Origin of the sequence: Mesorhizobium sp. B2-1-3, assembly GCF_006442495.1 — a bacterium.
In the GTDB taxonomy this organism is placed as follows: domain Bacteria; phylum Pseudomonadota; class Alphaproteobacteria; order Rhizobiales; family Rhizobiaceae; genus Mesorhizobium.
The window spans coordinates 708,100-731,538 of the sequence record NZ_VFWL01000001.1; the positions used below are offsets into that span (position 1 = coordinate 708,100).

The following is a 23,439-nucleotide window of genomic DNA, read 5'->3' on the forward strand; positions in this document are numbered from 1 at the left end:
GAGCAAAGTCGGGGCAAGGTCACGCCTCATGATCGAAGATTCGCCCTTTGTCGCAGCCGCACCGGTGCTGGTGCCGATGCCGGCCGAACGCCCCTACACCTATGCCGTGCCCGCCGGCATGCGGGTGGTGCCGGGCTCGATCGTGCGCGTGCCGCTCGGCCCCCGCCAGGTCGCCGGCATCGTGTGGGACGGCGCGGTCGAGACGGTCGACGCGAAAAAGCTGCGCCCGATCGAACAGGTCTTCGACTGTCCGCCGATCGATCGGGCGATGCGCCGTTTCGTCGACTGGGTGGCGCAGTATACGCTGTCGGCGCCGGGCATGGTGGCGCGCATGCTGCTGAGGGCGCCGGAGGCCTTCGATCCGGAACCGTGGATCGAGGGATTGCAGCGAACCGCGGCCGTTCCGGACCGGATGACGGATGCGCGGGCCCGCGTGCTGGAGACGGCCGAAGGCGGACTGGCCTGGACGCGATCCGGCCTTGCCCATGCGGCCGGCGTGTCGTCGACGGTAATCGAAGGGCTGAAGGCGCAAGGCGTGTTCGAAACGGTGATGATCCCGCCGCGGCCCGTGGTGGCGGAGCCCGACCCAGCCTACGCCGCGCCGGAATTGATGCCCGACCAGAACGAAGCCGCGCGGCTGCTGCGCGCCAATGTCGCGGGCAGCGGCTTCAACGTCGCACTGCTCGACGGCGTCACTGGTTCGGGCAAGACGGAGGTTTATTTCGAGGCGGTGGCGGCGGCACTCGACCGGGGCAAGCAGGTGCTGATCCTGCTGCCCGAAATCGCATTGACCCACGCTTTCCTCGAACGGTTCCAGCAGCGTTTTGGCGCCAAGCCCGCCGAATGGCACTCCGACCTGCCGCCGAGGATGCGCGAACGCGTCTGGCGGCAGGTGGCGGAAGGCGGCGTGCGGGTCGTGGCCGGCGCACGCTCGGCGCTGTTCCTGCCGTTCAAGGAGCTTGGCCTGATCGTCGTCGACGAGGAGCACGACCCCGCCTACAAGCAGGAAGACCGCGTCTTCTACAATGCCCGCGACATGGCTGTCGTGCGCGGCCATATAGGTGGCTTCCCCGTGGTGCTGGCATCGGCGACGCCATCGGTCGAGAGCCGCGTCAATGCCAGCCAGGGCCGCTACGCCAGGGCGGTGCTGTCCGCCCGCTTCGCCGAGGCGGCACTTCCCGACCTGAAAGCGATCGACATGCGGCGCGCGCCGCCGGCGCGCGGCGGCTTCCTGTCGCCGGTGCTGCTCGACCATATGCGACGGACGCTGGAGAGGAAGGAACAATCGCTTTTGTTCCTCAACCGGCGCGGCTATGCGCCGCTGACGCTGTGCCGCGTCTGCGGTCACCGCTTCGGTTGCCCGGTCTGCTCGGCCTGGCTGGTCGAGCACCGCTTTCGCGGCCAGCTCGTCTGCCACCATTGCGGGCACAATGAGTGCCGTCCGGAAGCCTGTCCGGAATGCGGCACGCTCGATCATCTGGTCGCCTGCGGGCCGGGCGTCGAGCGCATCGCCGAGGAAGTCGTCACACATTTCCCGGATGCGCGCACCATCGTTTTGTCGTCGGATCTGATGGGCGGCGTGCGGCGGCTGCGGCTGGAGCTGGAAGCCATCGCCAATGGCGAGGCCGATATCGTCATCGGCACGCAACTCGTCGCCAAGGGCCACAATTTCCCGAACATGACCTTGGTTGGTGTCGTCGATGCCGATCTCGGCCTTGCCAATGGCGATCCGCGCGCCGCCGAACGCACCTTCCAGCTGCTCAGCCAGGTGACCGGCCGCGCCGGGCGCACCGGCAAGAAGAGTCTCGGCCTGCTGCAGACCTTCCAGCCCGACCATCCGGTGATGCGGGCGATCGTCTCCGGCGATGCCGATGCGTTCTACGAGCGCGAGATTTCCGAGCGCGAGCGGGCGGCTCTGCCACCCTTCGGCCGGCTCGCCGGCGTCATCGTCAGCGCGGTGACGCGGGCGGAAGCCGAGGGCCATGCCCGCGCCCTGCGCCGTGCCGCGCCCGAGGCATCCGACCTGTTCGTGCTCGGGCCGGCCGAAGCGCCGCTGTCGTTGCTCGGCGGCCGTCACCGTTTCCGCCTGCTGATCCAGGGCGAGCGCCGCGCCGACATGCAAAGGTTTATCCGGACCATGCTCGCCAACGGGCCGAAGCAGCGCGGCTCGGTCCGGGTGCAGGTCGACATCGATCCGCAGAGCTTTTTGTAAGGTCGCTCAGCGTTCGCGCGGATTGCTGGTCGTGTCCTTCAGTTCGGGACGTTGCCTAAACTCTTCAGGATAGAGTCGACGGGCGTCCTCGATCGATATCACTATGGCCACGGGGCGTCCCCGCTTGGTGATTGTTGTCGGGCTGCCTTTGCTGGCTTCAGCGACCACGGCGCACAGTTCGCTGCGTGCTTTGCTGCTGGATTTTGTTTTCATCGAGTAGCCCTCAACATCGCCTTGGACTGTATCATAAGTCGCTGCAAGGAAAGGAAACCGTTTTGAAAACCCTTGGCCTTCTGGGCGGCATGAGCTGGGAATCGACGGCGATCTATTATCGCCTGCTCAACGATCTCGTGAGGCAGCGTCTCGGCGGGCTGCATTCGGCGAAATTGCTGCTGTGGTCCTTCGACTTCGCCGAGATCGCCGAGCTGCAGCATCACGGGGACTGGGACGGCGCCGGCGCGCTTCTGGTCGATGCCGCGCGCAAGCTCGAGTCAGCTGGCGCGGAAGGCCTGCTTTTGTGTACCAACACCATGCACAAGCTCGCCGACCAGGTGCAGGCCTCGGTATCGGTCCCGCTGACCCACATCGCCGACGCCACCGCAGCCGCTGTCAAGGCGGCCGGCATGCGGCGCCCGGCGCTGCTGGCAACACGGTTCACCATGGAGCAGGATTTCTACAAGCGCCGGCTTGCCGACACATATGGATTGCAGCCGATCGTGCCGGACCAGGCAGGACGCGACATGGTCCATCGCATCATCTATGACGAGCTCTGCCAGGGCATCGTCACCGAGCCATCGAAAACCGCCTATATCGCCGAGATCAACCGCCTGCGGCGCGATGAAAATGCCGACAGCGTGATCATGGGCTGCACCGAAATCACGATGTTGATCGGCCAGCAGGATTTCGACATTCCGGTCTTCGACACGACGCGCATCCATGCTGAAGCGGCGGTCGCCTTCGCGCTCTCCTGATGGGTTTGGCCTAAAGTGCCGGCCGCCATCTGGCGCGCGGCTTTTCCTCCGCTAGAATGCCCGCGATTTCAGAGCGGCATTTACGAGGGGACATTATGGATTTTGCGTTTCCATGGCCGGTGAGCCAGGGCGAATGGCTGGCCTGGTCGAGCGCCGTCGTCACGGTGCTGCTCGGCCTGGTGCTTTTCCTGGCGCCGGGGCTTGCCTTCCGCATTCTGCGCTTGCAGGTCAAGCCGGAGAAGGCGGCGGCGATCGCCGAAGGGCGCGGCCGCATGTCGGGCTTCTATCTCGGCGTCGGCCTGTGCTGCATCCTGCTGGCGCAGCCGCTGATCTACATGGCGCTCGGCTTCTCCTGGCTGTTCACCGCCTTCGGCCGGTTGCTGTCGATGATGTCGGATGGCGCCAACACGCCCTTCAACTGGGTTTCCATCGTCGTGGAACTGGCGCTGGCGGCGTTGCCGCTTGCCTTTGCCTTCGGCTTCCTGCCCTGAATCCGCAGGCAATCCAGGGACTTCGTCCCCGGATGCGACAATAGTGCCTGAAAACCATGCGGAACGACGCATTGCGGTCTTAAAAGGCCTGTGCTAGACGGCAATCGACTTTCGGCCGGGGATAGCGGAAGCCGCGCCTCCGTGCTTGAAAAAATGCAGTAAGGTCAAAGATTTAGCCAGAGTTTTCGCTCGCGCCAACAATCTGCGGCCTGTCAGACAAGAGAAAAGACGGTCCGTGGCCCAATCGTCATCGCCAATCTCAGGTGTCGCAGAACGCTATGCGGGTTCGCTGTTCGAACTGGCATCGCAGGCGAATTCCGTCGCCAAGGTCGAAGCCGACCTCAACAGTTTCGAGGCGATGCTCGCGGGCAGCGCCGACTTGACCCGGCTGATCAACAGCCCGGTGTTCTCCAGCGAGGACCAGGCCAAGGCCATCGCGGCGATCGCCGACAAGGCCGGGATCACCGGCCTGACCGGCAATTTCCTGCGCGTCGTCGCCAAGAACCGCCGGCTGTTCGCCGTGCCCGGCATGATCAGGGCATTCCGCCAGATCGCCGCCGAGCATCGTGGCGAGACGACCGCCGAGGTAACATCGGCTCACCAATTGAGCGCTGCCCAGCAGACTGAACTCAAGGCGGCGCTGAAGAGCGTTGCCGGCAAGGACGTTTCCATCTCCGTCACCGTCGATCCGTCGCTGCTCGGCGGTCTGGTGGTCAGGATGGGCTCGCGCCAGATCGATACGTCGCTCAAAACCAAACTCAATTCGCTCAAGCTTGCACTGAAAGAGGTCGGCTGATGGACATCCGCGCCGCGGAAATTTCCGCAATTCTGAAAGACCAGATCAAGAATTTCGGCAAGGAGGCCGAGGTCTCCGAAGTCGGACAGGTGCTGTCCGTCGGTGACGGTATCGCCCGCGTCTACGGCCTCGACAATGTCCAGGCCGGCGAGATGGTCGAATTCCCCGGCGGCATCCGCGGCATGGCGCTCAATCTCGAAGCCGACAATGTCGGCGTCGTCATCTTCGGCGCCGACCGCGACATCAAGGAAGGCGACACCGTCAAGCGCACCGGCGCGATCGTCGACGTTCCGGTCGGTCCGGGCCTGCTCGGCCGCGTCGTCGACGCGCTCGGCAACCCGATCGACGGCAAGGGCCCGATCAAGGCGACCGAACGCAAGCGCGTCGACGTCAAGGCGCCCGGCATCATTCCGCGCAAGTCGGTGCATGAGCCGATGTCGACGGGCCTCAAGGCCATCGACGCGCTGATCCCGGTCGGCCGCGGCCAGCGCGAGCTGGTCATCGGCGATCGCCAAACCGGCAAGACCGCCATCATCCTCGACACGATGCTCAACCAGAAGTCGGTGCACGACAACGGCCCCGAGAAGGAAAAGCTCTACTGCGTTTATGTCGCCGTCGGCCAGAAGCGCTCGACCGTGGCGCAGTTCGTCAAGGTGCTGGAAGAGCGCGGCGCGCTCGAATATTCGATCATCGTCGCCGCCACCGCTTCCGATCCGGCGCCGATGCAGTTCCTGGCGCCGTTCGCCGGCTGCACCATGGGCGAGTATTTCCGCGACAACGGCATGCATGCGCTGATCAGCTACGACGATCTGTCGAAGCAGGCCGTCGCCTATCGCCAGATGTCGCTGCTGTTGCGCCGCCCGCCGGGCCGCGAAGCCTATCCGGGCGACGTCTTCTACCTGCACTCGCGCCTGCTCGAGCGCGCCGCCAAGCTCAATGACGACATGGGCAACGGTTCGCTGACGGCGTTGCCGGTCATCGAAACCCAAGCCAACGACGTGTCGGCCTATATCCCGACCAACGTGATCTCGATCACCGACGGCCAGATCTTCCTCGAAACCAACCTGTTCTTCCAGGGCATCCGTCCAGCCGTCAATGTCGGCCTGTCGGTGTCGCGCGTCGGCTCCTCGGCGCAGATCAAGGCGATGAAGCAGGTTGCCGGCTCGATCAAGGGCGAGCTCGCGCAGTACCGCGAAATGGCGGCCTTCGCGCAGTTCGGCTCGGATCTCGATGCCGCCACGCAGCGCCTGCTCAACCGCGGTTCGCGCCTGACCGAGCTCCTGAAGCAGCCGCAGTTCTCGCCACTGAAGACGGAAGAGCAGGTCGCGGTGATCTTCGCCGGCGTCAACGGCTATCTTGACAAGCTGCCGGTCAACCAGGTCGGCAAGTTCGAGCATGGCCTGCTCAGCCACATGCGTTCGGCCGGCAAGGACGTCCTCGACGCCATCCGCAAGGAAAAGGCGCTGTCGGACGATCTGCGCGGCAAGCTGAAGGCCGAGATCGACGCTTTCGCCAAGACCTTCGCCTGAGCGAAGCGCCAGTCCGGATGAGACAAGACGGGATCAGGTTTGAAGCATGCCTTCATTAAAAGACCTTCGTAACCGTATCGCCTCGGTCAAGGCGACGCAGAAGATCACCAAGGCGATGCAGATGGTCGCCGCGGCGAAGCTGCGCCGTGCACAGGAGGCCGCGGAAGCGGCGCGCCCCTATTCGGAGCGCATGGGTTCCGTGCTGGCCAACATCACCCAGGCGATCGGCGGCGGTGGCGATGCCCCGGCGCTGATGACCGGCACCGGAAAGGACGACGTGCACCTGCTCGTTGTCTGCACGGCCGAGCGCGGCCTGTGCGGCGGCTTCAATTCTCAGATCGCCCGTCTTGCCCGCGACCACATCCGCAGGCTCCTGGCCGACGGCAAGCAGGTCAAGATCATCTGCGTCGGCAAGAAGGGTTTCGATATCCTGCGCCGCGACTATGCGTCGATGATCCTCGACCGGATCGACCTGCGCGAGGTCAAGACGCTCGGCTTCGTCAATGCCGACACGATCGCCCGCAAGGTCATCCACCTGTTCAATGAGGGCGGCTTCGACATCTGCACGCTGTTCTATTCGCAGTTCAAGTCGGTGATCAGCCAGGTTCCGACCGCGCAGCAGATCATTCCGGCCGCTGCTTCGTCCGCTCCGGCCGAGGCTGCTGACGGCGCCAGCGCCGTCTACGAATACGAACCCGAGCCGGGTGAAATCCTGTCCGAGCTCATTCCGCGCAACATCGCGGTGCAGATTTTCCGCGCGCTGCTCGAAAACGCGGCTGGCGAAATGGGCGCCAAGATGAGTGCGATGGACAACGCCACGCGCAACGCCGGCGAGATGATCAACAAGCTGTCGATCACCTACAACCGCCAGCGCCAGGCGCAGATCACCAAGGAACTGATCGAAATCATTTCGGGCGCCGAGGCGCTCTAGGCGCGGTTTCCCGGGGTCAACGACCTCGATCCGACCGCGCGAGAAACAAAGGACGAAAAGGGTAAAGACGATGGCGAAAGCAGCGACCCCCAAGACGGCGGCTCCCAAGGCGGCAGCCCCGGCCAAGGCGGCACCGGCAAAGGCTCCGGCCGCAGCAGCGAAGGCGGCTCCGGCCAAGAAAGCGGCAGCGCCGACCAGGGCCGCCGCGGTAAAAACCCCGGCCGTGGCCAGCAAGGCCACCGGCATCGTCGGCAAGGTCCGGCAGGTCATCGGCGCCGTGGTCGACGTGCAGTTCGGCGATCACCTGCCGCCGATCCTGAATGCGCTCGAGACCACCAATGTCGGCAACCGCCTGGTTCTCGAAGTTGCCCAGCATCTGGGTGAAAACACCGTGCGCTGCATCGCCATGGATTCCACCGAAGGCCTGGTGCGCGGCCAGGAAGTACGCGACACCGGCGGCCCGATCGCCGTGCCGGTCGGTCCGGGCATGCTCGGCCGCATCATCAACGTCATCGGCGAGCCGGTCGACGAAGCAGGCCCGGTCGACGCGGTCGAGTTGCGCTCGATCCACCAGCCGGCCCCGGCCTATATCGAACAGTCGACGGAAGCACAGATCCTGATCACCGGCATCAAGGTGCTCGACCTGCTCGCGCCCTACGCCAAGGGCGGCAAGATCGGCCTGTTCGGCGGCGCCGGCGTCGGCAAGACGGTGCTGATCCAGGAACTGATCAACAACATCGCCAAGGCGCACGGCGGCTATTCGGTGTTCGCCGGCGTCGGCGAGCGCACCCGCGAGGGCAATGACCTCTATCACGAGTTCATCGAATCCGGCGTCAACAAGAAGGGCGGCGGCGAAGGCTCCAAGGCGGCGCTGGTCTATGGCCAGATGAACGAGCCGCCGGGCGCGCGTGCCCGCGTCGGCCTGACCGGCCTGACGGTCGCCGAATATTTCCGCGACCAGGGCCAGGACGTGCTGTTCTTCGTCGACAACATCTTCCGCTTCACGCAGGCCGGTTCCGAAGTGTCGGCGCTGCTCGGCCGTATCCCGTCGGCCGTGGGCTACCAGCCCACGCTCGCCACGGACATGGGTGCCCTGCAGGAACGCATCACCACCACCACCAAGGGCTCGATCACCTCGGTGCAGGCTATCTACGTGCCGGCCGACGACTTGACCGACCCGGCGCCGGCGACCTCGTTCGCCCACCTCGACGCGACGACGACGCTCAACCGCTCGATCGCCGAAAAGGGCATCTATCCGGCCGTCGATCCGCTGGACTCGACCTCGCGCATGCTCGACCCGCTGGTGGTCGGTGAAGAGCATTATGGGGTCGCGCGCCAGGTGCAGTCGATCCTCCAGCGCTACAAGTCGCTGCAGGACATCATCGCCATCCTGGGCATGGACGAGCTGTCGGAAGAGGACAAGCAGACGGTGGCCCGCGCCCGCAAGATCGAGCGCTTCCTGTCGCAACCCTTCTTCGTCGCCGAAGTGTTCACCGGCGCGCCGGGCAAGCTGGTCGACCTCGCCGACACCATCAAGGGCTTCAAGGGCCTCTGCAACGGTGACTACGACCACCTGCCGGAAGCCGCCTTCTACATGGTCGGCGGCATCGAGGAAGCGGTCGAGAAGGCACAGCGCCTCGCGGCTGAAGCGGCTTAATCAAGGGAAATAGGGAGTAGTCAGTAGTCAGTAGTGAATGGCAGGCAGGTGACCGGGGGCAATTGCCCTTTCTCCCTACTTCCCTACTCACTATTCCCTACTCGCTAAATCGACATGGCAGAAGCTTTCAAGTTCGAACTGGTCTCGCCGGAGCGCCTGCTGGTTTCCGCAGAGGTCGAGGCAGTCGTCATTCCGGGTGCGGAAGGCGAGATGACCGTGATGGCGCATCACGCACCGGTCATGACCACCATCAAGCCGGGCGTCGTCACGGTGAAGGCTGCATCGGGCGGTGAAGAGCGTTACGTCGTCTTCGGCGGTTTCGCCGACATCGTTCCGGCCGGCTGCACGCTGCTGGCGGAATCGGCTGTCGCGGTGAAGGATGTCGACCGCGCCGATCTCGCGCGCCGCATCCAGGAAGCCAGGGAAGACGCCGCCGACGCCAAGGACGACCGGTCGCGCACGAAGGCCGAACAATTCCTCAGCCAGCTCACCACGCTGGAAGGCGCCATCCTGCCGGCTTGAGGCTGGCACCAGTAGTCGACTGAAAAGCGGGGCCTTGCCTCGCTTTTTTGTTTTTAAATGCCCAATGCCGCGAAGGCCTGAGCCGGTCCGCCACGGCGCAACTGCTCGAGATGGACGGCCGCAAGGTCCATCAATCCTGGCCGCTCAGGCGCCCCGGTCGCGAAGCCGGCGAGATCGAACACTGCCGCGACGGTTTCGGCAGCGGGCAGATTCCGGTCAATGATCGCCGTCATCGGCATGTCGAGCGGGTCGGTAAAATGGCCGTCGGGCAGGGATTTGCCGCGCGCTTCGCAGGCGGCGATCCAGGCGGCAACCGCCAGCATGAGATGTCCGGGCGCGGCGCCTGAATGGAGGCGCTCGATCGCGGAGGCCATGATGCGCTGCGGCAGTTTCTGGCTGCCGTCATTGGCGATCTGCGCGGTGCGGTGGGCAAGTGCTGTGTTGGAGAAACGCTGGGCAAGCTCTGCCGTGTAGCTCGCGGTATCCAGTCCGGCATCGGTGGGCAGCGTCGGGATTGCCTCGGCCCACAGCGCATCGACAAAGCGCCTGATCGCCGGATCGGCGAAGGCGCGGTCGACGGTGGCGTGTCCGCTGAGCAGGCCGAGATAGGCAATGGCCGAATGCGCTCCATTGAGCAGTCTCAGCTTCATGTCCTCGAAGGGCCTGACATCCCCGACCATGGTGACGCCGAACTTTTCCCAGGCCGGGCGGCCTGCCGGAAAATTGTCCTCGACCACCCACTGGCGGAACGGCTCGGTCATGACCGGCCAGGCGTCGTCGACGCCGAGCTCGAGAGCGATCCGCGCCCGGTCGGCATCGGTCGTGGCCGGCACGATGCGATCGACCATGCTCGAGGGAAACGCGACCTCGTCGGCGATATGGCCGGCAAGCCTGGTAGCGCCCTTCTCACCGAGGCTGGCATCGCGCAGCGCGGCGAATTCCACCAGCAGCCTGTGCAAGGTCGCCCCGTTGGCAGGCAGGTTGTCGCAGCAGAGCACGGTGAAGGGCTGCAAGCCGGCCGCGCGACGGCGTGCAAGCGCCTCGGCCAGAAAACCGTGCGCGGTCTTCGGCAGATGCGGGTTCGCCAGATCGTGGGCGATGTCAGGGTGGGCTGCGTCGAGCCCGCCGCCGGCGGCCCGCAGATAGGCTTTCTCGGTGATGGTCAGCGTCACGATGCGGGTGCGCGGATCGGTCAGCGCGGCCAGCACGGCGGCGGGATCTTCCAGCGCCACCAGCATCGCGCCGATGGAGCCGATGACATGAAGACTTTCCTCGCCCCCGCTGCGGATCGCCAGCGTGTAGAGCCCGTCCTGCGGCGCAAGCGCATCGCGCGTGTCGGCACTGCGCAGCGACACGCCGACGATGCCCCAATCCGTCTCTCCGGCAGCCAGGCAATCGTCGACATAGGCTGCCTGGTGGGCGCGATGAAAGGCGCCGACCCCCAGATGCACGATGCCTTGCGTGACCGATGCGCGATCAAAACGCGGCACGGCGATCCTGGCCGGCAACGTCGCGATCGTATCCTTCGAAAGACGCCTGTTCATTGCTGTGCGAAGTCCCCGATTGGCCTTTGGGAGCCGCCCCGTAGGGTCGGCGAAGGAAAACGGCAGCGGCGTAACATCCGCTGCCGTCCGGCACAATGGCCGGTTGCCGATCCAAAGTCATCATACAACAACCCATTTTTTGTATGTTGACATTATTTCCCTGCGACCCTACCGATAGCGCCTCTTGGGAGGATCACCGTGGCACTGACCGATGCGGATTTGCTGCTTAGCACCGACGCGCGTCCACGCTCGCTCGCCCGCACCGGATGCTGACCGAATGGCCAAGATGAGCAGGGATGACAGGCTGGTGATGCGCCGGCCCTGAGCCGGCGCTTTGATTTTGAAAAAGGGAGGAAGTCATGTTGCATTTTTCGAAATTGATGGCTGCCACATTCGCCATTGGCTCGCTGTTGATCGGCATTGCCAACGCGCAAACCGTGCTGCGGTCGTCGGATACCCATCCGGACGGCTATCCGACGGTCGAGGCGGTTAAATACATGGGCGAGCTGATCAAGCAGCGCACCAATGGGCGCTATTCGGTCGAGGTCTATCATTCGGCCCAACTCGGCGAGGAGAAGGACACGATCGAGCAGACGCAGTCCGGCGTCATCGACCTCGACCGCGTCTCGATGGGCCCGTTCAACGGCATCGTGCCGGAGACCGCCGTGCCGTCTCTGCCCTATATGTTCCGCTCCGTCGAACACATGCGCCATGTCATGGACGGGCCGGTCGGCGACCAGATCCTGAAAGCTTTCGAGCCGCATCAACTTGTCGGTCTGGCCTTCTACGATTCCGGCGCGCGCTCCTTCTACAACACCAAGAAGGACATCGCCTCGATCGCCGACCTGAAGGGCATGAAGTTCCGCGTCATCCAGTCGGACGTGTTCGTCGACATGGTCAACGCACTTGGCGCCAACGCCACGCCAATGGCTTATGGCGAGGTCTATTCGGCGCTGCAGACCGGCGTTATCGACGGCGCCGAAAACAACTGGCCGAGCTTCGAATCCGCCAAGCACTACGAAGTTGCCAAGCACTACACGATGGACCAGCACCAGATCGTGCCCGAGGTGCTCGTGATGTCGAAGACAAGCTGGGACAAGCTGTCGCCGGAAGACCAGGCGATCGTGCGCCAGGCGGCCAAGGACAGCGTGGTCAAGATGCGTGAGCTCTGGGACGCGCAGGAGAAGAAATCCCGCGACATCGTCGAAAAGGCAGGCGTCAAGGTCAGCGAGATCGACAAGCAGCCGCTGATCGATGCCATGAAGCCGGTCTACGACAAATACCTGTCGACGCCCGAGCTGAAGGACCTGGCCGCGCGGATACAGGCCGAGAAATGACCAGGGCGGGCACCAAGCCAGGCAGCGCGGATATCCCCGCGCTGCCTTCGGGCGAGCCGGCCCTGAGAGGGTTCTGGTTGAGTGCGCAACGGTGGCTCTCCGGGCTCGCCCGGCTGGCGCTTTGGATCAGCGGCGTGGGCTTGACGCTGATGACGATCATCATCTTCTGGCAGGTCTTCTCGCGCTATATGCTGAACCGCTCGCCGAGCTGGACGGAATCCTTTTCGGTGCTGCTGATGGGCTGGTTCATCTTCCTGGGTGCGGCCGTGGGCGTGCGCGAACGCACGCATCTGGGCTTCGACGTGCTGCTCTATGTCCTGCCTGCCTCGGCCAAGGCGGTGCTACGCAGCATCTCCGATCTCGTGGTGCTGGCTTTCGGCGCCGGCATGATCGTCTACGGCGTGCAGCTGACCAGGCTCACCTGGAACACGGTGATGCCATCGCTTGCGCTGCCGGGCGGGGTCAGCTTCCTGCCGGTCATTCTGGGCGGTTTCCTGGTCTGCCTGTTTTCGCTGGAGCGGCTGGCCGGACGTTTTGCCGGCCTGCCCGTCGATGCCGACGTCTATGCAACGGGCGAGGAGATCTGATCCATGGCGCTAGCCGTCCTCTTCGGCACGTTCGTCTTTCTTCTCCTCATCGGCACGCCGATCGCCTTCTGCCTCGGCGTCGCCAGCTTCGCGACGGTCCTCACCCTCGGCCTGCCGCCGGTGGTGGTCTTCCAGCGGCTCAATTCCGGCGTCAGCGTCTTTTCGCTGATGGCTATCCCGTTCTTCATCTTCGCCGGCGACCTGATGGTGCGCGGCGGGATCGCTGCCCGCCTGGTGGCGCTGGCCGGCTCCCTGGTCGGCCAGCTGCGCGGCGGCCTCGGGCAGGTCAACATAGCCGCCTCGACCCTGTTCGGGGGCATTTCCGGCTCGGCGGTGGCCGATGCCTCGGCCGTCGGGGGGCTGATGATCCCGCAGATGAAGGCGCGCGGCTACGGCATCGACTACGCCGTCAACATCACCTCGGTCGGCGCCGTCATCGCTCTCCTCATTCCGCCGTCGCACAACATGATCATCTATTCGATCTCGGCCGGCGGCCGCATCTCGATCGCGGACCTGTTCACGGCCGGCGTGCTGCCCGGCCTGCTGCTAGCGCTGTCGCTGATGGTCACGGCCTATTGGGTGGCAAGCCGCCGGGGCTATCCGACCGAGCCCTTCGCCGGCTTCGGCCGGGCGCTGCAACTGCTTCTCGCCGCCATTCCAGGTCTCATCCTGATCGGCATCATCTTCGGCGGCGTACGGTCCGGCATCTTCACCGCGACCGAGAGCTCCTGTATCGCCATCGTCTACGCCTTCCTGGTGACGTTGCTGGTCTACCGCTCGATGAGCTGGGGCGACTTCGTTGCCGCCACGACCGCCGCGGTGCGCACCACGGCGATGGTGCTGATGATCATCGGCTGCGCCGCAGCCTTCGGCTGGCTGCTCGCCTATCTCAGGGTTCCGGCGGCGCTGGTCGCTTTCCTGCAGGCCGTGTCCGGCGACAAGCTGGTCATCCTGCTGTTGATCAACATCGTCCTGCTCATCCTCGGCACCTTCATGGACATGTCGCCGCTGATCATCATCACCACCCCGATCTTCCTGCCGGTTGTGATGGCCTACGGCGTCGATCCCGTGCATTTCGGCGTGATCCTCATCCTCAATCTCGGTATAGGCCTTTGCACGCCGCCGGTGGGCGCGGTGCTGTTCGTCAGCTGCGCCATCGGCCGCATCCCGATCTGGACCGCGATGCGCTCGATCTGGCCATTCTACGGAGCAGCCTTCGCCGTGCTTATGCTTGTCACCTACGTGCCGGAAATCTCATTGTGGCTGCCGAGCCTGTTCCATTAGGAGATCGCCACGTGTCTGTCGCCGCAACCGACCTCAGGGTCGAGAGAAAACCCAAACTGTCGGAAACCGTCGTCGCGGCAATCCGCAGGCAGCTTCAGGCAGGCGAGATCCTGCCCGGCCACAAACTGCCGACCGAGGGCCAGTTGACCGAAACCTTCGGCGTCAGCCGCACCGTCATCCGCGAAGCCCTGGCCAAGCTCGCCGCCGATGGCCTGGTCGAGCCGCGGCAGGGCGCCGGCGTCTTCGTCACAGAGCACATCTCGACGATGTTCGGGGCGCTCGCGGCCGATATGGGCAGCAAGGATTCGATCGCACTCAACGTGCTCGAAGTGCGGCTCGCCATCGAGATCGAATCGGCCGGGCTCGCCGCTATCCGCCGCAACGCGGCCCAGGAGGCGGCGATCCAGGAAGCCTTCTTCGACTTCGAACGGCTGCTGCTCGCCAGCGAGCCGACCGGTCCGGCCGATCTCGCCTTCCATCGCGCCATCGCCAGCGCCACCAATAACCCGTTCTATGTCGAAATGCTCGACGTGCTCGGCCGGCGTGCCATTCCGTGCGACGTGACCTCGCCCTGGTCGACCGAGCTTGTGCAGTCCGACAGCTATCAGCGCGGGCTGCAGCGCGAGCATCTGGTGATCCTGAACGCGATCACATCGGGCGATGCCGAAGCCGCGCGCGAGGCGATGCGCACGCATCTCTCGGCCAGCCAGCAGCGCTATCGCGAGCGCCTGCATGCGCGGCAGGTCTATTATTCCGACTCGGTCAAGGCGGCCGGCGGCGAATGATCCATCTCAAGTCAGGACAGCAATGAGCCAGAACCATACCGACTATACATCGCGTTTTGCCATCGACCCCGCCGCCGCCGCGGCCATGGGGACCGACGAGTTGCGCCACAATTTCCACATCGAAGACCTGTTCCAGCCCGACCGCGTCAGCCTGACCTACACACATTACGACCGCATGATCGTGGGCGGCGCGATGCCGGCCGGCGCGCCGCTTCGGCTGGAGGCAATCAAGCCGACTGGAACGAAAGGCTTTCTCGAGCGCCGCGAGTTGATCGCCGTCAATATCGGTGGCGGCGGCACGATCGAAGCCGGCGGCCAGCTCCATGAGTTGCAGGTACGCGACATGCTCTATCTCGGCATGGGCACGCAGGATGTGTCGTTTGCCTCAGTCGACAAGGCGGCGCCGGCAAAGTTTTATCTGCTCAGCGCGCCGGCGCATCAAACCTTTCCCAGCCGGCTGATCCGCATCGGTGACGCCCGGCGTCTCGATCTCGGCAGCAAGGAGGCCTGCAACGAACGCTCCATCTTCCAGTTCATCCATGCCGACGGGGCCAGGACCTGCCAGCTCGTCGTCGGCATGACGCAACTTGCGCCGGGCTCCATCTGGAACACCATGCCATGCCATGTGCACGACCGGCGCATGGAGGCCTATCTCTATTTCGACCTGCCGGAGGCGGCGCGCGTCTTCCATTTCATGGGCGAGCCGGACGAGACCCGACACATCGTCATGCGCAACGAGGAGGCCGTGCTGTCGCCCGGCTGGTCGATCCATTCAGGCGCCGGCACCTCCAACTACGCCTTTGTCTGGGCGATGGCCGGCGACAATGTCGACTACACCGATGTCGATCCGGTGGCGATGGAAGACCTGCGGTGAGCGATCTTTCCGCCTTCAGCCTGACCGGTCGGCGCATCCTCGTCACCGGCGCCAACACCGGAATCGGCCAAGGCATTGCCGTCTCGATCGCGCGCGCCGGCGGCATGGTCGTCGGCGTCGGCCGCTCCTCGATGGATGAGACGGCCGCAAGGATCGCCGCGGCGGGCGGTCGGTTCGAGGCGGTCGCGGCCGACCTTGCCGACACATCCGCCGCAGGTCCGATGCTGGAGCGCGTCTGGGACGAAAGCGGGCCGCTCGACGGGCTGGTCAACAATGCCGGCATCATCCGGCGCGCCGACGCCGTCGATCTCTCGGAAGCCGATTGGGACGAGGTGCTCGACCTCAACCTGAAGACGGCTTTTCTGCTCTGCCAAGGCTTCGCCAGGCGCGTCCTTGCCGGCGGACGCAGGGGCAAGATCGTCAACATCGCCTCGGTGCTGAGTTTCCAGGGCGGCATCCGCGTCGCGTCCTACACCGCCTCGAAGCACGGCGTGCTCGGCATCACCCGGCTGCTCGCCTGCGAATGGGCAGCGAAAGGTATCAACGTCAACGGCATCGCGCCGGGCTATATCGAAACCAACAATACGCAGGCGCTGCGCGCCGATCCCGACCGCAGCGCCTCGATCCTGGCGCGCATTCCGGCCGGCCGCTGGGGCCGGCCGGAAGACATTGGCGATGCGGCGGCCTTCCTGCTGGCGTCGGCGTCGGACTATATGCATGGCGCGGTGGTGCCAGTGGACGGCGGCTGGCTGGCGCGATGAGGATATTGCGATGAGCGAAACGAAAATCTTCTCCCAGGCCGGCGCGGGCGCCTGGACGGCGACGCCGGATGGCAACAGGCGGCGCGTTCTCCTGCACACGGATGAACTGATGATGGTCGAGTTCGCCTTCGACAAGGGCGGCGTCGGCGCCCTGCATTCGCATCCGCATGTACAGGCAAGCTACGTCGCCGAGGGCCGCTTCGAGGTGACCATCGACGGCCGGACCGAAATCATCGAGACAGGCGGCAGCTTCATCGTGCCGTCAGGCCTGGTGCATGGCGTCAAGGCGCTCGAAGCCGGCCGGCTGGTCGACAGCTTTACGCCGCACCGCGCCGATTTCCTCGCCTGAGGGCCGGCCATGCGATGAGCGATGGACGCTCGTTTCGGCGCGCTGTTTCCAAATGAAAAACCCGCGCCTCCGGAGAGGCGCGGGTCTGTTGCCTGGGCGCTTGCGCGCCGCGGTACTCGAAACGTGGCCGCAGGAAATGGAGCCTGCCGAATCATGGTGAAGATAGGCTTAACGCGCGGACGCCATGTGATAGCGCCGCCATGTGATCGCGTCGCCGGCGGCGGGCGCCGCACGGCGTTCAAGTGATGTGCCTGAGCAGGCCGAAAAGCCGTTCGAAGGTCCTGCCATAGGGCGGACGCAGAAGGCTCCCCGCGCTCAAGCGCGACTGCAGGAAAACCGGCTTCACCTTGCTGAAGGTGCGAAAGCCCCATTCCCCGTGATAGGCGCCCATGCCGCTGGCGCCGACGCCGCCGAAGGGTTGGTTCTCCTGCACCAGATGCAGCATGCAATCGTTGATGGTGACGCCGCCGGCGATGGTCTCGTGCAGGATGCGTTGCTGGTTGCCGCCGTCTCGCCCGAACCAGTAGAGCGCCAGCGGCCGGTCGGCCCGGTTGACATGGGCGATGGCGTCGTCGATCCCGGCATATTCGAGGATCGGCAGCACCGGCCCGAAAATCTCTTCGCGCATCAGCCGCAGGTCGGGATCGGCGTTCCTGACCAGGGTCGGCGGCAATTTGCGGTCTGCGGCGCCGAACGCCTCGCCGGCCGGGTTGATTTCGATGACATCGGCGCCGGCGTCTCGGGCCTCCGCGATCATGGCCCGCAGGCGCTGATAATGCCGGTCGCTGACGATGGCGGTATAGTCCGGATTGTCGCGCAGGCTGGGGTAGAGCTTCGCCATAGCCGCCGCGAGTTTCTCTGCCACGATGCCTGACTGTCCCTTGGGCACCAGCAGGTAGTCCGGCGCGATGCAGGTCTGCCCGGCATTGAGGAGCTTGCCATAGGCGACGCTGGCCGCCGCCGCATCGAGGTCGCATGAGGGGTCGAAGATTGCCGGCGACTTGCCGCCGAGTTCCAACGTGACTGGAGTGAGGTTGGCCGCGGCGGCCAATGCGACCTCGCGGCCGACGGCCGTCGAACCGGTGAACAGCAGGTGATCGAAAGGCATCGACACGAAAGCCTTGCCGACCTCCGCGTCGCCGGTGATGATGCCGAGTTCGTCCGGTGCGAAATGCTCGGCGGCCAGGCGCGCCAGCAGCGCTGAAAAGGCGGGCGTCAATTCGGAGGGTTTGACCAGCACGCGATTGCCGGCGGCGAGCGCCGCGGTGACCGGCGCGACGGCGAGCTGGAAAGGGTAATTCCAGGGCGATACGATGCCGACGACACCGAGCGGCTGCGGGACGAGGCGGTTCCTGCCCGGCAGAAACGGCAAGGTGGTGGCGACGCGGCGTTCCCGCATCCAGCCTTTCAGGTGAGACAGCGCGTGGCGGATGCCGGCCCGCACCACGAACAGCTCGGCAAGGCGGGTCTCATGAGCCGAGCGGCCGCCGAAGTCGGTGTCGATTGCCGCGCAGATGTCGGCCTCATGCTTTTCCGTGAGCGCCAGCAGCCGGACGAGGCGATCCTTGCGGACATCGAGGCCCGGAAAGGGCTGCGCCTCGAATGCGGCGCGCTGCTGCTTGAAGCGCTCGCCGAGAGCGTCCTGTCTGGTCTGCAGCATCGCTCCCTCCCTGATCGCGCCGGGCAAGCTTACATCGCAGCGCGTGAGCGAATCCAGCAGGGGTGCTGATGTCGCAGGGGAAGGCGCGAATTGGAGCCGGTGGACATGCCACCCCGCGCATCGCGGATAGCGTTCCGGCGATCTTCGCTTTAAGAACGTTGCCTCAGCCAAACCAGGGGACCATTGCGAGATGGCAATATCGACGGCGAGCGTTCCGCCGGATGTACCAGACCCCAAGCAACGCGTGTTGAAGGACGTGTTCGGCTTCGACGATTTTCGTCCCGGCCAGGCCGAAATCATGGACGCGCTGCTGGGCGGACGCCATGTGCTGGCCGTCATGCCGACGGGTGCGGGGAAATCGCTCTGCTACCAGGTTCCGGCGCTGGTCCTGGGCGGCCTTGCCATCGTCGTCTCGCCGCTGGTGGCGCTGATGCAGGATCAGGTCGCGGCGTTGCGCCTTGCCGGCGTGTCAGCCGATACGATCAACTCCTCGATCGAGCGCGAGGCCAATGTGGCGGCATGGCGCCGTGTCGCCTCTGGCCAGACGCGCCTGCTCTACCTCGCGCCGGAGCGGCTGATGACCGAGCGGATGCTCGAGGCGCTGGCCAAGCTCGACGTCAGCCTGATCGCCATCGACGAGGCGCATTGCATCTCGCAATGGGGTCCGGCGTTCCGGCGCGAATATGAGGATCTGTCGCGGCTGCGCTCCATTTTCCCGCAAGTGCCGATCATCGCGCTGACGGCGACGGCGGACGAGGCTACCCGCATCGATATCGAAGCGCGTCTGTTCGCCGGGCGCGCCGAAACCGTGGTGCTGGGTTTCGACCGGCCGAACATCAAGCTTGCCCTTGAGGCCAAGCAGGACAGCAAGCGCCAGTTGCTGCGCTTCGTCGAGCGTCACGCGGGCAAAAGCGGCATCGTCTACTGCCTGTCGCGCAAGAAGACCGAGGAGATGGCGGCTTTTCTCGAGAAGAACGGCGTGACCGCGCTCGCCTATCACGCCGGGATGAGCAAGGAGGCGCGTGAGGCGAACCAAAACGCTTTCATGACGCTCTCCGGCGTCGTCATGGTGGCGACCATCGCCTTCGGCATGGGCATCGACAAGCCCGACGTCGCCTATGTCTTCCACACCGACCTGCCGGGCAGCCTCGAAGCCTACTATCAGGAGATCGGCCGCGCCGGCCGCGACGGGCGGGCAGCCGAGGCGCATATGCTCTACGGGCTCGGCGATATCCGCATGCGGCGCCTGTTCATCGACGACGAAGAATCATCACCTGAACACAAGAAGCGCGGGCATCGCCGGCTCGATACGTTGATCGGCTATTGCGAGGCGGTACAGTGCCGCCGGCAGATCCTGCTCGGCTATTTCGGCGAACAGGCAGCGCCCTGCGGCAATTGCGACAACTGCCTCGACCAGGCGCCGCGCGCCGATGGCGGAGCGGAAGCGCGGATCATCCTGACGGCAGTCGCGCAGACCGGCGAGCGCTTCGGCGCCGCCCATGTCATTGACATCCTGCTCGGCCACGAGACCGAGAAAGTACTGGCGAGAGGCCATCAAACGCTGACCAGTTTCCGGGCCGGCGCGGCGTATAGGAAAACGGTCTGGCTGTCGCTTATCCGGCAACTGGTCGCCGGCGGGTTCCTTGTGCCGGATCCGGACGGCCATGGCGGCCTCGCCATTTCCGAAAGCGGCCGCGCCCTCGGGCGCGGCGAGGTTGCGTTCCATTATCGCGTCGAGATGCGGGACCCTCGCGCGCGGCAGGAAGCGTTCCGGGGAAAGCTCCGCCGCCAGCGCCGAGGGTGTGGATGCATCGCTGCTGGGCGCGCTCAAGGCGCTGCGGCTGCGGCTGGCCAAGGAGCGGCAGGTGCCGGCCTATGTCGTGTTCTCGGACCGCACGCTGATCGACATGGCCGAACGCCGCCCGCGCGACCTCGACGCCTTCGCCGAGGTGAATGGCGTGGGAGCGGCGAAGCTTAGGGAATTCGGGGAGATTTTTCTCGACGCGATTGCCGGGCATCATCCGAATTGAGCTGAACCGGTCGACGCGTCACGCACAGGCTACAGCGGCCATCCAGACAGAAGTGCCTTCGTGACGTCACCTCGCTGTCTGAGCTGATCAATATGGCACCGTCTGCTTTTCGGTGCCGCTTGCCGTGGCGGCTGGTGCGTTCGTCGCGTCAATGATCGACTTCCTTCGTTCCGGCGAGATCACGGAAGACCGTGCGCCAGAACGATAACCATCCTCTCGACTGTCTTCCATGCCTTGACACTGGTGCTAGATTGGCAGTCGTCAAGGCAGGCACCGCCCTGACGAACGACGAAAGGGAGGCAACAACCAATGCAAATCCGAGCCGATACCTTGATAATAGCAGCGGCTATTCTGTTGGGCAGTGGAATGCTCGCCAGGACGCAAGCTCCGCTGGCGGCGTCGCCAGCCGATTGGTTAGTGGCACCCGGCGACGGTATGATGGTGTTCAATTCCGCGTCGAGGAAAGCCTATCATTGCGCAATGATATCAGGCACTGGAAAAGCGCCTTTTGTGAGCTGCTACGCCCCAGCTACGCTGCCCTAACAGCGGGGTTGCTTCGATCAGTACCCGCGCTGCCTCCGTTGCTCGTCGCTGACTGGCGCTGTCACGCGGCCCGCCTGGACGAGCAGACGACTGAGTAGGCGACGCTGTGTCGGCGTCAGCCTGTCAACTGCTTGGCGAGCTTGCCAGTACCGTAAGCCGCCGAGCCTACCAGACGCGGCGAGACCGTCGAAATGGGGACAGTCAGTGCGCAGTGCGCAACGGCCGTCGCCGTGCCCGCCCTATAGACCTGCATCGCCGCTTGGACGGCGCTTTTCGTGTCGACCAGGTCCGAAATCGTTCAATCAGTCTTGGCTGTGCTTGCAGCCTATGGGTGGGAGGACTTGATCCCGGCTTTAGCTGGTCGGCCCGGCGCGAGGGAAGAACAAATCGAGGCGGACGCAACCGTGATCGAGATTTCGGACTGGCCAAATGGCCGTCCGACGGTTGGAACAAATTAGGCTCGTGCGTGACCTGTTCGCCAAGCTCCCGGCGCCGGCGCATTTGGATGATGTTTCCTTATCGTTCGATGGCAGGAACACCAGCAAGCGCAGCGGACGTGTGGCCCAGGTTTTGGAAACGCTGGTTGCGACCGGACTGGCGAGAGAGGACGCAGCTGGTGGCCGCGCCCGCTATTTCGTGCCTCGATGACCCGTGGGTTTCGGCACCGGGCTCGCTGGCGAAGCTCATCGTCAGATGATTACACGGCAATCCCGATGCCAGACAATTACAGCGCCGCAGGAGCTCAGGGCTGCACGCACTCCCCCGGTGCGGCTGCTTCGCTTTAGCAAACGTTTATGGCTGGGCGGGAAAAGCCAAATAAGGTAAGGAAATCAATTCGGACTGGCGGAGAGGGAGGGATTCGAACCCCCGATGGGCTTGCACCCATGCCGCATTTCGAGTGCGGTGCATTCGACCACTCTGCCACCTCTCCGCGGTCATGGTCGGCCGTTGCCGGCGCGGCGCACTAGATAACGGCTGAACGGGCAGGTTACAAGGCCAAATCCGCCGGAAAGTCAGCTTGCGTCAGAGGCTGGCCCGGAGCGACGCGGTCCCGACCGCGGTAGACGATGCCAGCCACTTCGCCGGCCAGCAATCCGGCCAAGATTTCGAACTCGGGTTAACGAGGCCTGAGGACGCCGGTCCGGCGGTGCCGGCGACCTCCTGATAGGAATTTTTTCTTGACGGGGTGAAGGCAACTATGGTAGAGATCTGGTTATGGTGCTGAGTTGCGCCAGAGACCCGCCGCACAGGCGGGTTTTTCCGTTCAAGGCTCCATCAACAGCGCGCCGACGAAAGCTCCGGAGGAACCCGTTAGCCCGGATTCGTTGCCCTGAGAATCTGGCCGTTTGCCTTGACTCGCAACAAACCTTCGGTTAGGGACAGCGCGCAATCGGCGTGGAGGGTTCTTCCGCGCCGCTTGTTTTTTGAACCCGCAGACTGACAAAAAGACGGCCGAACCGCCACAGGCGGTTCATCGAGGCCGACCGAACAGCGAAAGGCAAAAAATGTTCGCAGTCATCAAAACGGGCGGCAAGCAGTATCGCGTCGCCGCCAACGATCTCCTGAAGATCGAAAAAGTCGAAGCCAATGTCGGCGATATCGTCGAGATCGGCCACGTGCTCGCGCATGGCGAGGGCGAGAATGTCACGTTCGGCGCACCGTTCGTCGACGGCGCGGTTGTCACCGCCGAGGTCGTCGAGCAGGGCAAGAACCGCACGGTCATCGCCTTCAAGAAGCGCCGCCGCCAGAATTCGCGCCGCAAGATCGGCCATCGCCAGTTGCTGACCACGGTCAGGATCTCCGAGATCCTGCTGGGTGGCGCCAAGCCGGCCAAGAAGGCCGCTGCCAAGGCGGAAGCCAAGGCCGAGGTAGCCGCCGACGCGGCGCCGAAGGAAGCCAAGGCCAAGAAGGACGCCCCGAAGGAAGAGGCAAAGGCCGAGGCCGCGGCAGCGCCGCTGTTCAAGGCGCCGAAGGGCGAGCCGGACGATCTGACCGTGATCAAGGGCATCGGCCCGGTCGCCGCCAAGGATCTCAACGAACAGGGCATCATCACCTTCGCCCAGCTCGCCAAGCTGACCGAGAAGGATGTGGCCAAGATCGACGAGAACATGCCGTTCAGCGCCGACCAGATCAAGGACTGGCGCGAGCAGGCCAAGGAACTGGCGAAGAAGTAAGGCGAACCGGCGCGAAACGTCGCCGGATCGGACTTGAAACGGAACGCGAACGCGTTCATAAGACCATTCAAGCGCCCCTGGGCGCATCGGAGTTAGTTAGATGGCACACAAGAAAGCTGGCGGCTCGTCGCGCAACGGTCGCGACTCGCATTCCAAGCGTCTGGGCGTGAAGAAGTTCGGCGGCGAAGCCGTCATCCCGGGCAACATCATCATTCGTCAACGCGGCACCACCTGGCATCCCGGCGTCAATGTCGGCATGGGTACCGACCATACGCTTTTCGCGCTCGAAGCCGGCGCCGTGACGTTCAACAAAAAAGCCAACGGCCGAACCTACGTATCGGTCAACCCGATTACCAAAGCAGCGGAGTAGCCGGTTCCGCGCCACAACACCGGCAGCCCATC

21 protein-coding genes, 1 tRNA gene and 1 pseudogene are annotated in these 23,439 nt (G+C 64.6%); 19 read left to right on the forward strand and 4 right to left on the reverse strand.

Annotation, left to right across the window (positions count from 1 at the left end):
* Positions 1-28 precede the first annotated feature (28 nt).
* Positions 29-2,212 carry a primosomal protein N' gene (locus tag FJ973_RS03690; protein ID WP_140554877.1) on the forward strand — a complete coding sequence of 728 codons (2,184 nt, stop codon included), beginning with the start codon at positions 29-31 and terminating at the stop codon, positions 2,210-2,212.
* A 6-nt stretch (positions 2,213-2,218) separates the two neighbouring features.
* On the opposite strand, the gene FJ973_RS03695 is transcribed toward FJ973_RS03690, so the two are convergent.
* The gene (locus tag FJ973_RS03695; RefSeq protein ID WP_140492958.1) at positions 2,219-2,425 is read right to left on the reverse strand and encodes a type II toxin-antitoxin system prevent-host-death family antitoxin; all 207 of its coding nucleotides are present in this window, start codon (positions 2,423-2,425) and stop codon (positions 2,219-2,221) included.
* Between the two features lie 62 nt (positions 2,426-2,487).
* On the opposite strand from FJ973_RS03695, the gene FJ973_RS03700 reads away from it, so the two are divergent.
* From FJ973_RS03700 to FJ973_RS03735, 7 genes are all read left to right on the forward strand, one after another.
* Entirely contained in the window at positions 2,488-3,183 is a 696-nt protein-coding gene (locus FJ973_RS03700; protein WP_140554878.1) for an aspartate/glutamate racemase family protein, read from the forward strand.
* A 95-nt stretch (positions 3,184-3,278) separates the two neighbouring features.
* On the forward strand, positions 3,279-3,674 hold the full coding sequence (locus FJ973_RS03705) for a DUF4345 family protein (RefSeq protein WP_140518245.1): 396 nt from the start codon (positions 3,279-3,281) through the stop codon (positions 3,672-3,674).
* Positions 3,675-3,909: 235 nt separating this feature from the next.
* Positions 3,910-4,470 carry a F0F1 ATP synthase subunit delta gene (locus FJ973_RS03710; RefSeq protein ID WP_140492968.1) on the forward strand — a complete coding sequence of 187 codons (561 nt, stop codon included), beginning with the start codon at positions 3,910-3,912 and terminating at the stop codon, positions 4,468-4,470.
* On the forward strand, positions 4,470-5,999 hold the full coding sequence (atpA, locus tag FJ973_RS03715; RefSeq protein WP_140492971.1) for a F0F1 ATP synthase subunit alpha: 1,530 nt from the start codon (positions 4,470-4,472) through the stop codon (positions 5,997-5,999). The genes FJ973_RS03710 and atpA overlap by 1 nt, the downstream gene beginning before the upstream one ends.
* Before the next feature lie 46 nt (positions 6,000-6,045).
* A complete protein-coding gene (locus FJ973_RS03720) occupies positions 6,046-6,930 on the forward strand; it encodes a F0F1 ATP synthase subunit gamma (RefSeq protein ID WP_140492974.1) in 885 nt (294 codons plus the stop codon).
* Between the two features lie 70 nt (positions 6,931-7,000).
* Positions 7,001-8,587: a F0F1 ATP synthase subunit beta gene (gene atpD, locus FJ973_RS03730; RefSeq protein WP_181169578.1), complete on the forward strand. Its 1,587-nt coding sequence runs from the start codon at positions 7,001-7,003 to the stop codon at positions 8,585-8,587.
* Positions 8,588-8,701: 114 nt separating this feature from the next.
* Positions 8,702-9,109 (forward strand): F0F1 ATP synthase subunit epsilon, encoded by a 408-nt coding sequence (locus tag FJ973_RS03735; RefSeq protein WP_140492977.1) that lies wholly within the window; start codon positions 8,702-8,704, stop codon positions 9,107-9,109.
* Between the two features lie 53 nt (positions 9,110-9,162).
* Here the strand turns inward: FJ973_RS03735 and FJ973_RS03740 are convergent, their stop codons facing one another.
* Entirely contained in the window at positions 9,163-10,653 is a 1,491-nt protein-coding gene (locus tag FJ973_RS03740) for a mannitol dehydrogenase family protein (protein ID WP_140554879.1), read from the reverse strand.
* 359 nt (positions 10,654-11,012) lie between these two features.
* Between FJ973_RS03740 and FJ973_RS03745 the strand changes: the two genes are divergently transcribed.
* Genes FJ973_RS03745 through FJ973_RS03775 form a run of 7 tightly spaced genes read left to right on the forward strand, consistent with a single transcriptional unit; the run spans position 11,013 to position 16,630 of the window.
* A complete protein-coding gene (locus FJ973_RS03745) occupies positions 11,013-11,990 on the forward strand; it encodes a TRAP transporter substrate-binding protein (RefSeq protein ID WP_140554880.1) in 978 nt (325 codons plus the stop codon).
* Positions 11,987-12,577: a TRAP transporter small permease gene (locus FJ973_RS03750; protein ID WP_224681114.1), complete on the forward strand. Its 591-nt coding sequence runs from the start codon at positions 11,987-11,989 to the stop codon at positions 12,575-12,577. The genes FJ973_RS03745 and FJ973_RS03750 overlap by 4 nt, the downstream gene beginning before the upstream one ends.
* Before the next feature lie 3 nt (positions 12,578-12,580).
* Complete coding sequence (locus FJ973_RS03755) at positions 12,581-13,861, forward strand: TRAP transporter large permease (RefSeq protein ID WP_140554881.1); 1,281 nt, start codon at positions 12,581-12,583, stop codon at positions 13,859-13,861.
* Positions 13,862-13,872: 11 nt separating this feature from the next.
* Positions 13,873-14,646 carry a FadR/GntR family transcriptional regulator gene (locus FJ973_RS03760; RefSeq protein ID WP_140554882.1) on the forward strand — a complete coding sequence of 258 codons (774 nt, stop codon included), beginning with the start codon at positions 13,873-13,875 and terminating at the stop codon, positions 14,644-14,646.
* 22 nt (positions 14,647-14,668) lie between these two features.
* Positions 14,669-15,520 carry a 5-dehydro-4-deoxy-D-glucuronate isomerase gene (kduI, locus tag FJ973_RS03765; protein ID WP_140554883.1) on the forward strand — a complete coding sequence of 284 codons (852 nt, stop codon included), beginning with the start codon at positions 14,669-14,671 and terminating at the stop codon, positions 15,518-15,520.
* Entirely contained in the window at positions 15,517-16,281 is a 765-nt protein-coding gene (gene kduD, locus FJ973_RS03770) for a 2-dehydro-3-deoxy-D-gluconate 5-dehydrogenase KduD (RefSeq protein ID WP_140554884.1), read from the forward strand. The genes kduI and kduD overlap by 4 nt, the downstream gene beginning before the upstream one ends.
* Before the next feature lie 10 nt (positions 16,282-16,291).
* Positions 16,292-16,630: a cupin domain-containing protein gene (locus FJ973_RS03775; protein WP_140518251.1), complete on the forward strand. Its 339-nt coding sequence runs from the start codon at positions 16,292-16,294 to the stop codon at positions 16,628-16,630.
* A gap of 238 nt (positions 16,631-16,868) precedes the next feature.
* On the opposite strand, the gene FJ973_RS03780 is transcribed toward FJ973_RS03775, so the two are convergent.
* Entirely contained in the window at positions 16,869-18,290 is a 1,422-nt protein-coding gene (locus FJ973_RS03780) for a coniferyl aldehyde dehydrogenase (RefSeq protein WP_140554885.1), read from the reverse strand.
* A gap of 190 nt (positions 18,291-18,480) precedes the next feature.
* Here FJ973_RS03780 and recQ point away from each other — a divergent pair.
* Both recQ and FJ973_RS03790 read left to right on the forward strand, forming a co-directional pair.
* Positions 18,481-20,320: pseudogene (gene recQ / locus FJ973_RS03785) on the forward strand (DNA helicase RecQ).
* 1,005 nt (positions 20,321-21,325) lie between these two features.
* Positions 21,326-21,511, forward strand: coding sequence for a hypothetical protein (locus tag FJ973_RS03790; protein WP_140554886.1), 186 nt, complete (start codon positions 21,326-21,328; stop codon positions 21,509-21,511).
* 193 nt (positions 21,512-21,704) lie between these two features.
* On the opposite strand, the gene FJ973_RS03795 is transcribed toward FJ973_RS03790, so the two are convergent.
* Positions 21,705-21,794 (reverse strand) — tRNA-Ser (locus FJ973_RS03795).
* 574 nt (positions 21,795-22,368) lie between these two features.
* Here FJ973_RS03795 and FJ973_RS03800 point away from each other — a divergent pair.
* Both FJ973_RS03800 and rpmA read left to right on the forward strand, forming a co-directional pair.
* Complete coding sequence (locus FJ973_RS03800; RefSeq protein ID WP_140554887.1) at positions 22,369-23,037, forward strand: 50S ribosomal protein L21; 669 nt, start codon at positions 22,369-22,371, stop codon at positions 23,035-23,037.
* 100 nt (positions 23,038-23,137) lie between these two features.
* Positions 23,138-23,407 (forward strand): 50S ribosomal protein L27, encoded by a 270-nt coding sequence (gene rpmA / locus FJ973_RS03805; protein WP_140493012.1) that lies wholly within the window; start codon positions 23,138-23,140, stop codon positions 23,405-23,407.
* The last annotated feature ends 32 nt before the right edge of the window (positions 23,408-23,439 follow it).

Bases quoted from the DNA above. Each gene is read 5' to 3' on its own strand.
- FJ973_RS03780 (WP_140554885.1), bottom strand. From the start codon at position 18,290: ATGCTGCAGACCAGACAGGACGCTCTCGGCGAGCGCTTCAAGCAGCAG.
- FJ973_RS03800 (WP_140554887.1), top strand. From the start codon at position 22,369: ATGTTCGCAGTCATCAAAACGGGCGGCAAGCAGTATCGCGTCGCCGCC.
- FJ973_RS03705 (WP_140518245.1), top strand. From the start codon at position 3,279: ATGGATTTTGCGTTTCCATGGCCGGTGAGCCAGGGCGAATGGCTGGCC.
- FJ973_RS03775 (WP_140518251.1), top strand. From the start codon at position 16,292: ATGAGCGAAACGAAAATCTTCTCCCAGGCCGGCGCGGGCGCCTGGACG.
- FJ973_RS03745 (WP_140554880.1), top strand. From the start codon at position 11,013: ATGTTGCATTTTTCGAAATTGATGGCTGCCACATTCGCCATTGGCTCG.
- FJ973_RS03695 (WP_140492958.1), bottom strand. From the start codon at position 2,425: ATGAAAACAAAATCCAGCAGCAAAGCACGCAGCGAACTGTGCGCCGTG.
- FJ973_RS03740 (WP_140554879.1), bottom strand. From the start codon at position 10,653: ATGAACAGGCGTCTTTCGAAGGATACGATCGCGACGTTGCCGGCCAGG.
- atpD (WP_181169578.1), top strand. From the start codon at position 7,001: ATGGCGAAAGCAGCGACCCCCAAGACGGCGGCTCCCAAGGCGGCAGCC.
- kduI (WP_140554883.1), top strand. From the start codon at position 14,669: ATGAGCCAGAACCATACCGACTATACATCGCGTTTTGCCATCGACCCC.
- FJ973_RS03755 (WP_140554881.1), top strand. From the start codon at position 12,581: ATGGCGCTAGCCGTCCTCTTCGGCACGTTCGTCTTTCTTCTCCTCATC.
- atpA (WP_140492971.1), top strand. From the start codon at position 4,470: ATGGACATCCGCGCCGCGGAAATTTCCGCAATTCTGAAAGACCAGATC.
- FJ973_RS03750 (WP_224681114.1), top strand. From the start codon at position 11,987: ATGACCAGGGCGGGCACCAAGCCAGGCAGCGCGGATATCCCCGCGCTG.
- FJ973_RS03735 (WP_140492977.1), top strand. From the start codon at position 8,702: ATGGCAGAAGCTTTCAAGTTCGAACTGGTCTCGCCGGAGCGCCTGCTG.
- FJ973_RS03720 (WP_140492974.1), top strand. From the start codon at position 6,046: ATGCCTTCATTAAAAGACCTTCGTAACCGTATCGCCTCGGTCAAGGCG.
- rpmA (WP_140493012.1), top strand. From the start codon at position 23,138: ATGGCACACAAGAAAGCTGGCGGCTCGTCGCGCAACGGTCGCGACTCG.
- FJ973_RS03690 (WP_140554877.1), top strand. From the start codon at position 29: ATGATCGAAGATTCGCCCTTTGTCGCAGCCGCACCGGTGCTGGTGCCG.